Here is a 10,580-nt window from a genome sequence, read left to right as displayed (position 1 = left end):
TGGTCAACGGGACCAAAGCCGTCGATACGGACAGTTGTAGCGCTCCCTAGGGAGCGGCCGTGCTGGTCGTGGTTGTCAACGAAACGCGCCTACCGGGCCGGTGGCGGTGTAGCGGAGATGCCCGCGATGAGCACGTCTGCGACGGTCTCGGCGTGGGCGCGGACGGTGTCGGGGTCGGGGTGCACAGGTGCGCCGAGCAGTGCTGCTTCGACGGGGTTCGCGTAGAGGGCGCCGCCGCCCGCGACCGCGAGGTAGTGGAGTGTGGCGTAGGGGACGTCGCGGATGCGTCCGGCGTCGACGAGACGGGAGAGCAGGGCTTCGACGCCGGGGCGCAGGGGGTTGGCGAACCGTTCGATGACGAAGCGCACGCGCGGGCTGTCGATCGCCCCCTCATGGTTCATGATTCGCAGTACCTGCGGGTACGCCGCCGAGAACAGCACTTGCTCGATGATGGCGCTGCGCAGTACGTCGAGGTCGTCGAGTCCCGGTGACTGGGCACTGTCGCGCCATGCCGGCTCGATCAAGGTGAGCGCGTGTTCCATCGCGGCGAACCAGAGCCCTTCTTTGGAGCCGAAGCGCGCGGTGAGCAGGGCATGGCTCACTCCCAGTCGTCGGGCCAGTTCGCGCACGGAGGTGCCGTCGTAACCGGACTCGGCGAAGGCGTCCAGTGCCCCGCGCAGCAGGTGGGCCAGGTCGAGCCCCTCCCCGGCGCGGGGACGCCCCCGGCCTCGCGCGGCTGCGGCCTGCACCATATGGAGCCTCCCGTTGTTGCTCGAACCGGACAAGCGGCCCATACTGATTATGGTATTAAATAGACGACTGGAAAATAACATGTTCCGGTGTCCTGCCGGCAAGGAGGTATGCCATGTCCCGCACCAGCGCCGCGGCCCTGCCCGCCCGCCTGGGCGACGCGCCCGAGGACTACGCCCGGCTCGGCATCGAACCCCACGCGATCAAGCCGTTCGAGGACGGCGCGCGTACCGACGGCGCGCCGGGCACCTACGAGTGGTGGTACTTCGACGCGCACCTGGATGACGGCGCCAAACTCGTCGTGGTCTTCTTCACCAAGGAGTTCACCGACCTGGGCAAGCCGCTGAGCCCGCGGGTCCAGATCGATCTGACCCTGCCGGACGGTACCGCGCTCGCCGAACTCGCCGAGCTGGGCCCGGCCGCCTACAGCGCCTCGACCGAGTTCTGCGACGTGCGCATCGGCGACAACGTCTTCACCGGCAACCTTCACGACTACAAGATCCGCGCCCGAAGCGGGGACCTCGCAGTCGACGTCAGGCTGACCGGGCAGGTTCCGTCCTGGCGCCCGGAGACCGGGTACTGGCTGTACGGGGAACACGACGAGCACCATTTCGCCTGGTTGCCGTCGGTCCCGCAGGGCAAGGCCGAGGTCACCTACAGCGTCGGCGGCAAGAGCACCACGACGTCCGGCGTCGGCTACCACGACCACAACTGGGGCAACGAGCTGATGCTCAAGCTCATGCACCACTGGTACTGGGCGCGCGGCGCCGCGGGCCCGTACTCGGTGATCGCGTCCTACATCACCGCGGAGAAGAAGTACGGCTACACCACTTTCCCGGTGTTCATGCTGGCCCGCGACGGCAAGCTCATCGCCGACGACGCCGCCAAGGTCACCTTCGAGGAACTCGGCCGGTACACCGACACCGACACCGGCAAGCCCGTCGCCAACGTCACCCGCTACACCTACACCGACGGTGACGAGCGCTACGTCGTGACCTTCACGCGGCACTCCGACCTCATGGGAGTGAAATTCATCGACGAGCTCAAGGGCCCGAAGAAGGCCGCCGCGAAACTCGCCGGGTTCGACGGCACCTACCAGCGGTTCGCCGGCGAACTGCGGATCGAGAACTACCAGGGTGAGCAGCTTGTCGACAGCCACACAGACGACGCACTGTGGGAACTGATGCACTTCGGCAAAGCCCTCGCCTGATACGACACTGCGCGAGCCTGGAACTGATGGGGAGCCCTGATCACGGACGCCGTTGGTCGGCCGCATGGAGCGACCCCAGGAGTGCGAGGGAGTCCGCGTCTGTGCTGCCGGCTTCTGCGGTGCCGACAAGGAGGTACTGGCCGGAGGCGGCCTGCACGTCGAACGCCTGGTAGGTGAGGGTGATCAGGCCGACGTCCGGGTGGTTGAAGACCTTGGTCTTGCGGCCCAGGCCGCTGACGCTGAGGGCCTGCCACATGGCGGTGAACTCGGGGCTGTCGGCCAGCAGTTCCCGTACCAGCGCGGCGATCTCGGGATCGCGGCGTTCCTGCCCGGCCGCCAGGCGCAGTGCCTCGACGGAGTCGCGCGCGACGGTCTGCCAGTCGGCGAACAGCTTGCGGGCCGCCGGGTCGCGGAAGAGGGAGCGGACCATGCGGCGTGGGTCGGCCAGAGGCGAGAGCAGGGCATCGGCCAGCGTGTTGGAGGCGAGGATTTCCAGCCGGTGGTTGATGACGTAGGCCACGGCGGTGGGGAAGACGTCCATCAACTGGAGCAGGGCCGGGTGCACGGGGTCGTGCGGAGCGGCGGGCGTCGATTTCGGCAGCAGGCCGGCGAGCCGGTAGGCGTGCCAGCGTGCATCGGTTCCCAGCCGCAGGGCCTTCGTGATGGCGTCGACGACCTGGGCGGAGGGGTTGGTCTCCCGCCCCTGTTCGAGACGCGCGTAGTAGTCGGCGCTGACCCCGGCCAGGACAGCGACCTCCTCGCGCCGCAGGCCAGCGACGCGGCGCGTGCCGGACGTGGCCATGCCCACGTCTGCGGGAGTCAACCGAGCACGGTGTGCGCGGAGGAACTCACCTAGCTCGTGGTCGCTCATCCTCGCATCGTACGCCGCCTCCCAGGCCGCCTGGGCGTGCCTGAGCAGCGAGGAACCGTGTCCTGATGGCCGCAGTGGCTCTCGAACCGTAGCGGCTGTTTCCGGAGGGACCCGGGCAGTCGTTCCTGGGTGTGGCACTCCTAGGCAGACCCGGCCTTCCTGGTCGGTGGCGGGAGACCGATAGTCGGTGGTGTGCCTTCCCTGCGACCGCGGGACGTCAGGGGGACCTGACACCAGGGCCGACCCGACGGGCCGATCCGACACCACGCGGATCCGTCGTCCCCAAGGCCACCGGTACCTCCGACAGTACCGATCCTCACTTCAGGAGAGTTCCATGACTACTGGCTTCACCATGACGATCGCGGGCGTCGCGATAGCGGGAGCGAGCGAATACGACGTGCTCGATCCGGCCGACGAGACCGTCGCGGGGCGGGCGCCCGTCTGCTCGCCCGAGCAGCTGGACCAGGCCGTGGCCGCAGCCCGGGCGGCGCTTCCCGGCTGGTCGGCCACTCCGTTCGAGGAGCGCCGCAAGCTTGTCCTGGCGGTTGCCGACGCCGTCGAGGCACAGCTCGAACCGCTCAAGCGGCTCCTTACCCGGGAGCAGGGCAAGAGCCTGGACGACGCCGCAGGCGAGATCCTCGGGTTCGGGTACTGGCTGCGTGGGACGGCTTCGCTGTCGCTGCCGGAGACGGTCAACGAGGACAGCGCGGAGCGGCTGTCCGTCACCCGGCGGGTCCCGCTGGGTGTCGTCGGGGCGATCGTGCCGTGGAACTACCCGCTGGGCAACGCCGGGTTCAAGCTCGCTCCGGCCCTGCTCGCGGGCAACACCGTGGTGTGGAAGCCGTCGCCGTTCACCCCCCTGACCACGCTGAAGGTCGGCGAGATCCTGCGCGACGTGCTCCCGCCCGGCGTGCTGAATGTCGTGTCGGGCGATGCCGGGCTCGGGCCGCGGATGACCGAACACCCCGGCATCGACATGATCAGCTACACCGGCTCCACCCGGACCGGCCGCCAGGTCATGGCCGGCGCGGCGCCCACCCTGACCCGCGTCACCCTGGAGTTGGGCGGCAACGACCCCGCCATCGTCCTCCCGGACATCGACGTCCCGGCCGTCGCCGAGAAGCTGTTCTGGGGAGTCTTCGCCAACAGCGGCCAGGTCTGTCTGGCGATCAAACGCCTCTACATCCACCGAGACGTCTACGAACCGCTGAAGCAGGCCCTGGCCGCCTACGCCGGCACTGTACGGATGGGCCCCGGCACCGAGGCGGGCGTGCGCCTCGGCCCGGTCCAGAACCGCCCGCAGTACGACCGGATCCTCAGCCTCCTCGACGACTCGCGGGCGCACGGCCACACCTTCGCCATCGGCGGCCCCCCGCAGGACCAGGGCCAGGACGGGCCCGGCTACTTCGTGCCGCTGACGCTCGTGGACAACCCCTCGGAGGATTCGCGCATCGTCCAGGAGGAGCAGTTCGGACCGGTCCTGCCGCTCCTCCGGTTCGACGACATCGAGGACGCCGTCACCCGGGCCAACGCGGGCGAGTACGGTCTCGGCGCGTCCGTCTGGTCGGCCGACCCCGAAGCTGCCCTGGCCGTCGGCCGACGCCTGGAGGCGGGCACGGTGTGGATCAACGAGGTCCAGCACCTCACCCCGTACGTCACCTTCGCGGGCCACAAACAGTCCGGCCTCGGCTCCGAGAGCGGACCCGAGGGCCTGATCGAGTTCACCGCGCCCCGGACCATCACGGTCCGGCGCGACGGAACGACTGCGACGGCTGTGTCCTGAACTCCGGTCACGGACCCGCGACCGCGCACCGACGACATCGAACGACACCGAAGAAGGAGCCGATCGTGCCCACGAAGCAGCAAGTGGAGGAATGGGTGGCCGCCTACCTGCGCGCCTGGCGCAGCAGCGCGCCGGAGGACATCGCGTCCCTCTTCGCCGCCGATGCCGAATATCACGAGTGGCCGTACGAAACGCACTGGATCGGCCGCGAGGAGATCGTGAAGGGCTGGCAGAGCCGGGATGCCTGGCAGCAGGGCGGCTGGGACTTCGACTGGACCCTCTTCATGATCAACGGAGACACGGCCGCCATCGGCGGCACGGGCGTCTACAAGGAGCTCGGCACCTTCGCCAACCTCTGGACGGTGACCTTCGACGAGCACACCAAGTGCACCGTGTTCCGCATGTGGAACAACCAGGTCTGAGTCCGGGAACCAGAACCACCGAGGAGAGATGATGGTCGACTACGCGGAATTCAAAGCCCTGGCCCCGTTCATCAAGCTCGTCGAGGACTCACTCGCGGGGCTGGCCGACGGGGACCGCTACTTCGACCTGTTCGCGGACGACGTCGTCATGGAGTTCGTCTACGCACCCCCGGGCACACCGCCCGAGCTCCGGGGGCGTCAGGCGATCATCGACTCGTTCCGCGGCTACGGGCGCATCATCGCCCTCGACCGCATGAGCGACGCCAGGGTCTACACGACGGCCACACCCGGCGTGGTGATCCTGGAGTACGCGAGTCACGGCACCGGGGTCACCACCGGCAGGCCCTACCACCAGCACTACGTCTCGATCGTGACGATCCGCGACCGCCGGATCGTCCACTGGCGCGACTACTCGAACCCGCTGGTCGTCATCGACACGATCGGCGACGGACAGGAGATGGCGAAGGCCATGTTCTCCGGCACGTGACGGTGCGGGCCCCGCCCTCCGAACCCCCGGTGCTCACTCCGGGGGTTCGTAGCGACCGTCGACGGCCGTCCACCCGCCATCGACGGTGAGCATGCTCCCGGTCACGTAACTCGCCGCGTCGGAGGCCAGGAACACCACGGCGCCCGCCATTTCCTCGGGCTGGGCCCAGCGGCCGAGCGCGGTCTTCGCGGCGTAGGCGTCGTACCGCACGGCATCGTCCTGGGCCCAGGTCGTCATCGGCGACTCGACGACCCCGGGGGCGAGCACGTTCACCCGTACACCCAGCGGACCCAGCTCCGCGGCGGCCGTACGCAGCAGGGCCACGAGGCCGGCCTTGGTCGCGGAGTAGATCCCCTGGGCGGGCTCGACGGTGACGGCGCGGATCGAGGAGACGCCGATGATCGACCCGCGGCCACGAGCGGCCATGGGCCTTCCGAAAGCGCGCAGGAGGTCGAACGGCGCCCGCAGGTTGAGATCGACGATGCGGTCGAACTCGGCGTCGGAGTAGTCGACCAGCCGCCTGCGGACGTTCGTCGCTGGGGTGAAGACGAGCACGTCGACCTCACCCAGCACGGCGGGCGCCGCCCGTACGGCCTCACGGTCGAGAAGATCCAGCAGGTAGGGCTCGCCGCCGATCACGGTGGCGGTGCTGGTGGCTGCGGCGAGGTCGAGGTCGGCGCAGACCACGGCGGCGCCGTGCGCGGCAAGGGCCCGGGCGCAGGCGGCACCGATGCCACTGCCCGCGCCGATCACCACGGCTCGCCGGCCGTCGAGGCGGAAGAGGCGCGCAGGCCCCTCCGACGACTGCACGCTTCCGCTCACTGCGGGCGCGGCGGGTCGGTCCGTGTACTCCGTCGTCATGGCTCTTTCCTCCCTGACGTGTCGAGCATCGTCGACTCGATCATGTGCTGGTCCGGAAGGCTGAGGAAGGCCGTGCCCTCCCCGGTACGGCACACCTGGGAACAGGTGTCCAGGGACCTCCCAGGGCGGGCCCACTCGCCGTAGCCGATCAGGACCCCCGGCCGTCGGACGCCCTCACGCTCGTCACGTCCGTGTACAACGGCACCATGCCCGACGTGCTGAAGAACGTCATCGACTGGCGGTCCCGCCCCCGTTCGGCGCCAGCACCATGACGGGCTCGCCGACTGGGGCCTCGCCGACGGATTGAGCATGGCTGGGGTCGCTGGGGAGATGGGCGTCGCTGTTCGGCCCACTGGCTGATGTCTTCTCGGCGGGCACGTTGGAGGAGGCCGTCCGCTTCGACAGTGGCCGTCGGCTGCACCGGTGCAACCTGCTGTGCGAGTTGCTCTGACGAGCGAGGCTTGTCCTGTGTCCCGCCCGCTGCTGAGTGGGGGGCGCATGGTGGTTGCCCGTGGCCACCGCTAGATCTGGCGAACTGTCACCCGGGGGCGTAGTCGTGCTGATGGCCTGGAGCGGGGCGGGACCGACTTCGGCCCAGCCGATAAGCAACAGGGGGCCGACGGCGTCGAAAGCGGCTCTTCCGGTGTGTCCTGCGAGTCCGGGGCTCGGTCACGTTCAGGACGAGTGCGATCAGGCTGGAGAACACCAGGAGCCGTCGTTCCGGGCGGAGTCGGGCCCGGTTGGCTCCGCGGAGAGCGAGGTGCCCCGTGCCCAGAAGGAGTCCGATGACGGACAGATCCACGGCCGGAGCGACCAGCGGGGCGACCCAGGGTGTGACGCCCCATTGCCGTGCCAGGGCCGGGACGTTGCCGAAGCCGAAGAGGAACGTCAGTCCTACGACAGCGGCCATGATCGTAGTGACCGCCCGGCCCGTGAAGTTCTGGTCGAACAAGGTGTTCGGGGGAGTGCCGCAGCGCTGCGGATTGGCAGTGGACATCTACTCCACCGCCAGCCAGGTCTGCTGAGCGAGCGCGTGTGTCCACAGGGCGTGTCGGTCCTCGGACACAACCTCTGGGCACACGGTTGCCGATAGAACTCCGCTCCTGCTTCCAGGGCGGCGCGGTACCGGGTGAGCTTGCGTTTGCATTCCTTGAGGGTCTGTTGCGCGGCGGCCCTTCGGGGGTCGTCGTGGAGCTGAGTCTGTTCCATCGTGGTGAGTGACTGCTCCATCCGGCCGGGGGCGAAGATCTTGGCGAGCCAGTCGCCGAGCGGATCGAGCAAGGTGTCCTCACGCCGGTATCCGAGCGCGACGCATTGCACCGCTCCGGGATCGGTGGAGGCTCCGGACTGTCCCGAGTTGGGTGGAGCCGAGTTACTCCCCGGGGGGAGGGATGACTCCCTTGCGGACGACGATCCCGCCGTAGAGGCGACGCTCGCCGGTCACGACCACGACGTAGGCGTCGAGGGCGATTGCCTTGAACTCAGTGGGCGGGATGGCGTGGACATTTGTGTCGGGTGCGTACTGGTCGACGATCTCGCTGAACTCGGCGAAGATCGGAAGGATGCGCGACGGGTCGTCGTACGCGATCATCCGCCAGGCGCTCTGCGGCTCGTCCTTCTCCACGGGAAGGACGGACAGGACCGCATCGAGGGCATCGGTGGCGGTGATGCCGTCGAGGCGTACGACCCTCTGCCGGGCCGGATCGCACTGGAAGTTGGCATCGACTATGGCGATGTCGTGGCGGTGCCCCATCGCCCGCAAAGCGTGCAGGAGGTCGGGGGACAGCAGGGGATTGATTCCTGTCAGCATGAATGTCTCCGAGGGCGTGCTTGAGATGCGGGGGAGCAGGAAGTGCTCATGGGCCGGAGCAACGAAGACCACTCGACGCGCAGACCATCGCCGGTCCAGCTCACACCGGACAGGTCTTTGACCACGGTGCGTGCCGCCGTGGCCAGGGCGGTTTCGCCGACGCCCAGCAGGTGACCGGCGCCGGCAGCGCGCCCGGCCCGGATTCCGGTGGGGCTGTCCTCGACGATGGCGCAGGCATGGACGGGTACGCCGAGGCGGCGTGCGGCTTCTGCATAGCCGTCGGGTGCAGGCTTACCGCGATCGACGTCGTCGCCGGTGATCAGCACGGGCGGTTGAGGCAGGCCGGCGGCCTTGAGGCGGGCGCCGACGAGGGCGCGGGTCGCCGAGGTGACGACCGCCCATTCTCCGGTGAGGCCGGTGAGGAGTGCGGCTGCTCCCGGAATGGGGGTGCACTGCTCTACTCCGGTGATCTCAATCGCCTCGATCCTGGCCAGCGCGTCGTGCCGCCGTTCGGGCGGGAGGAAGAGGGCGACCGTATCCGCGGATCTTCGGCCGTGCACTCCGTCCAGGACAAGCGCCGGCTCAAGTCCGTGTTCGGTGGCCCATTGTGTCCAGGCCGTCTCGCCTGCTGTGGTGGAAGCGACAAGGACGCCGTCGCAGTCGAAGAGCACACGGTCACACGCCAGGACGATCGTCCCGGTCTCCAGCGCGTCGTCGGCGGTGGGGCAACCCGTCGCCGGGTGTGTGCTGCCGTCGGCTGTCACGGTTCGATCACTGCCTTGAGGCAGGTGGAGTCGCTGTCCACGGTCCGGATCGCCTTGCCGTATTCGGACAGTCCGAAGCGGTGGGTGACGAAGCCTTCGGCGCGGACACGGCCGGTCCGCAGCATGCGGACGGCCCGGTCGAATCCGTAGGAGCGGGCGAAGGAACCCTTGATGGTGAGCTCGCGTCGGAAGATGTCGTACGGCCGGAAGGGGACCATCGCCTGCTCGGCCGTCATCCCGTACACGAGCATGGTTCCGCCATCGCGCAGCAGACCGGTGCCATGGGCGATGGCGTCCACAGAGCCTGTCGCGTCGATGACGATGTCGAATCCGTCCGGGGCTGTCTTCCGCAGCGGAGCGATGGAAGCCGCGTCGCTGGTGAAGCGTGCTTGCACGGTTTCGTCTGCTCCGTAGCCGGCGGCCAGTTCGAGTTTGAAGGCCGTCGACGCCGCAACGGTCAGTCGTCCGCTGCCTCCGCTGCGCAGCAGCTGGGTGAGGATGAGTCCCGTGGGACCGGCCCCGAGGAGCAGTACGTCGCTGCCGGTCCGCGCGTTGAGGATGTCCAAGCCGTGGATGGCGCAGGAGACCGGTTCGGCCAGGACCGCGGTGTCGATGTCGAGGTCGTCGACAGGGTGGCACCGGGTCTCAGGCGCGATCATGAACTCCGCGAAACCGCCCGGTGCCGTGTGGCCGAAGGCCCGCATGAAGTGGCAGAAGCCCGGTTGTGCCCGCTGGCAGGAGGGGCAGCTGCCGCAGGGGACCATGTTGTCCACCGCCACGATCTGACCTGTCGTCAAAGTGGTTACGCCGTCCCCGAGTTCAGCGATCTCGCCGACGACTTCGTGTCCTGGTGTGAGGGGGTAGACGGGCCCGAATTCGCCTTGGTGCAGGTGGACGTCGGTGCCGCAGAGGCCGGTGGCCCGAACGGCGAGCCGCACTTCACCCGGGCCGGGCCGTGGAATGTCCAGGTCGGCAAGGTAGTGATCGAGTGCGTGGTCGTAGCGAATGGCGTACATTGTGTTGCTTTCCTTGTGGCTGAGGGCTGCGGGGTCTCAGGAAGCCGGGGCGCGACGGCGTGACAGTGCGTCGACCGCGGCGGCACGGGCGAGGGTCAGAACTCCGAGGCGAGGATGAGGGCCTTCGCCTTTGACGCGATCGTGTCGTCGGCGAGATGGGCGAACTTCTGTACGTCCGCGTGGACTTTCCCCGCATTCGCCCTGTAGCCCTGGCCGCCGGCACCTCGATGAGGAAGGGCTTGGCGGGGGCTTCCCGGCGGGCCGATGTCGCGGTCTCGGGAAGGATCACGCCGATGGTGCCCTTTGCGGCACCCGCGGGCCGCTGGGATGTCGAGGCGCTGTCGCTGCCGGCGGACGAAGCGAGCGAGTCGGCCCCGCGCGCGGTCAGGAAAATGCTTCTTAGGCCCGCCGCGGCTGCCGTGCATACGCCGATCCTTCTGTCAGTTCTGCGTATCGTTCCCATTGCTTCTCCTTCGGTTTGTCCTTTCGAACTCTTACGGATTGACGCGAGTGTTAACCAGTTATGGAGGGGTGTCAACAGGGGGACATCGTCGGATCCGCAGCGCAGCTGAGGCGCGGACGGTCCGGACCCGCAGGGGCGCAGCG

General features: G+C 68.5%; 12 protein-coding genes. 5 read left to right on the top strand and 7 right to left on the bottom strand.

Features of this window, described 5'->3' with window-relative positions:
• Positions 1-89: 89 nt before the first annotated feature.
• Positions 90-752, bottom strand: a complete 663-nt coding sequence (locus SPR02S_RS47510; protein WP_019064108.1) for a TetR/AcrR family transcriptional regulator — start codon at positions 750-752, stop codon at positions 90-92.
• Positions 753-865: 113 nt separating this feature from the next.
• Here SPR02S_RS47510 and SPR02S_RS47505 point away from each other — a divergent pair, with 113 nt between their 5' ends.
• The gene (locus tag SPR02S_RS47505; protein WP_019064107.1) at positions 866-1,960 is read left to right on the top strand and encodes a lipocalin-like domain-containing protein; all 1,095 of its coding nucleotides are present in this window, start codon (positions 866-868) and stop codon (positions 1,958-1,960) included.
• Between the two features lie 40 nt (positions 1,961-2,000).
• Here the strand turns inward: SPR02S_RS47505 and SPR02S_RS47500 are convergent, their stop codons facing one another.
• A complete protein-coding gene (locus SPR02S_RS47500) occupies positions 2,001-2,831 on the bottom strand; it encodes a helix-turn-helix transcriptional regulator (RefSeq protein ID WP_026151535.1) in 831 nt (276 codons plus the stop codon).
• A 334-nt stretch (positions 2,832-3,165) separates the two neighbouring features.
• Here SPR02S_RS47500 and SPR02S_RS47495 point away from each other — a divergent pair, with 334 nt between their 5' ends.
• The 3 genes from SPR02S_RS47495 to SPR02S_RS58060 all read left to right on the top strand — a co-directional run bounded on the left by SPR02S_RS47495 (position 3,166) and on the right by SPR02S_RS58060 (position 5,523).
• The gene (locus tag SPR02S_RS47495; RefSeq protein WP_043258994.1) at positions 3,166-4,614 is read left to right on the top strand and encodes an aldehyde dehydrogenase family protein; all 1,449 of its coding nucleotides are present in this window, start codon (positions 3,166-3,168) and stop codon (positions 4,612-4,614) included.
• 65 nt (positions 4,615-4,679) lie between these two features.
• The gene (locus SPR02S_RS47490; protein WP_019064104.1) at positions 4,680-5,036 is read left to right on the top strand and encodes a nuclear transport factor 2 family protein; all 357 of its coding nucleotides are present in this window, start codon (positions 4,680-4,682) and stop codon (positions 5,034-5,036) included.
• Between the two features lie 28 nt (positions 5,037-5,064).
• Positions 5,065-5,523: a nuclear transport factor 2 family protein gene (locus SPR02S_RS58060; protein WP_043258993.1), complete on the top strand. Its 459-nt coding sequence runs from the start codon at positions 5,065-5,067 to the stop codon at positions 5,521-5,523.
• A gap of 33 nt (positions 5,524-5,556) precedes the next feature.
• Here the strand turns inward: SPR02S_RS58060 and SPR02S_RS47480 are convergent, their stop codons facing one another.
• Positions 5,557-6,384 carry an SDR family NAD(P)-dependent oxidoreductase gene (locus SPR02S_RS47480; protein ID WP_019064102.1) on the bottom strand — a complete coding sequence of 276 codons (828 nt, stop codon included), beginning with the start codon at positions 6,382-6,384 and terminating at the stop codon, positions 5,557-5,559.
• 44 nt (positions 6,385-6,428) lie between these two features.
• Here SPR02S_RS47480 and SPR02S_RS66360 point away from each other — a divergent pair, with 44 nt between their 5' ends.
• Complete coding sequence (locus SPR02S_RS66360) at positions 6,429-6,656, top strand: NAD(P)H-dependent oxidoreductase (RefSeq protein WP_373283439.1); 228 nt, start codon at positions 6,429-6,431, stop codon at positions 6,654-6,656.
• A gap of 266 nt (positions 6,657-6,922) precedes the next feature.
• Here the strand turns inward: SPR02S_RS66360 and SPR02S_RS61230 are convergent, their stop codons facing one another.
• The 4 genes from SPR02S_RS61230 to SPR02S_RS47450 form a co-directional block, all read right to left on the bottom strand.
• On the bottom strand, positions 6,923-7,294 hold the full coding sequence (locus tag SPR02S_RS61230; RefSeq protein WP_174447606.1) for a hypothetical protein: 372 nt from the start codon (positions 7,292-7,294) through the stop codon (positions 6,923-6,925).
• A gap of 462 nt (positions 7,295-7,756) precedes the next feature.
• On the bottom strand, positions 7,757-8,194 hold the full coding sequence (locus SPR02S_RS47460) for an RbsD/FucU family protein (protein ID WP_019064100.1): 438 nt from the start codon (positions 8,192-8,194) through the stop codon (positions 7,757-7,759).
• On the bottom strand, positions 8,188-8,958 hold the full coding sequence (locus tag SPR02S_RS58055; protein WP_019064099.1) for an HAD-IA family hydrolase: 771 nt from the start codon (positions 8,956-8,958) through the stop codon (positions 8,188-8,190). The genes SPR02S_RS47460 and SPR02S_RS58055 overlap by 7 nt, the downstream gene beginning before the upstream one ends.
• Positions 8,955-9,974, bottom strand: coding sequence for a zinc-dependent alcohol dehydrogenase family protein (locus SPR02S_RS47450; RefSeq protein ID WP_019064098.1), 1,020 nt, complete (start codon positions 9,972-9,974; stop codon positions 8,955-8,957). Before SPR02S_RS47450 ends, SPR02S_RS58055 begins: the two co-directional genes overlap by 4 nt.
• Positions 9,975-10,580: the final 606 nt, after the last annotated feature.

It is taken from the genome of Streptomyces prunicolor NBRC 13075 (assembly GCF_000367365.1).
Classification (GTDB): Bacteria; Actinomycetota; Actinomycetes; order Streptomycetales; family Streptomycetaceae; genus Streptomyces; species Streptomyces prunicolor.
The sequence above is the reverse complement of the archived record's forward strand: the minus strand, read 5'-3'. Positions and strand labels throughout refer to the sequence as shown.

Excerpts from the sequence above, each read along its gene's own strand:
- SPR02S_RS47510 (WP_019064108.1), bottom strand. The coding sequence starts at position 752 with ATGGTGCAGGCCGCAGCCGCGCGAGGCCGGGGGCGTCCCCGCGCCGGG.
- SPR02S_RS47505 (WP_019064107.1), top strand. The coding sequence starts at position 866 with ATGTCCCGCACCAGCGCCGCGGCCCTGCCCGCCCGCCTGGGCGACGCG.
- SPR02S_RS47500 (WP_026151535.1), bottom strand. The coding sequence starts at position 2,831 with ATGAGCGACCACGAGCTAGGTGAGTTCCTCCGCGCACACCGTGCTCGG.
- SPR02S_RS47495 (WP_043258994.1), top strand. The coding sequence starts at position 3,166 with ATGACTACTGGCTTCACCATGACGATCGCGGGCGTCGCGATAGCGGGA.
- SPR02S_RS58060 (WP_043258993.1), top strand. The coding sequence starts at position 5,065 with ATGATGGTCGACTACGCGGAATTCAAAGCCCTGGCCCCGTTCATCAAG.
- SPR02S_RS47480 (WP_019064102.1), bottom strand. The coding sequence starts at position 6,384 with ATGACGACGGAGTACACGGACCGACCCGCCGCGCCCGCAGTGAGCGGA.
- SPR02S_RS61230 (WP_174447606.1), bottom strand. The coding sequence starts at position 7,294 with ATGGCCGCTGTCGTAGGACTGACGTTCCTCTTCGGCTTCGGCAACGTC.
- SPR02S_RS47460 (WP_019064100.1), bottom strand. The coding sequence starts at position 8,194 with ATGCTGACAGGAATCAATCCCCTGCTGTCCCCCGACCTCCTGCACGCT.
- SPR02S_RS47450 (WP_019064098.1), bottom strand. The coding sequence starts at position 9,974 with ATGTACGCCATTCGCTACGACCACGCACTCGATCACTACCTTGCCGAC.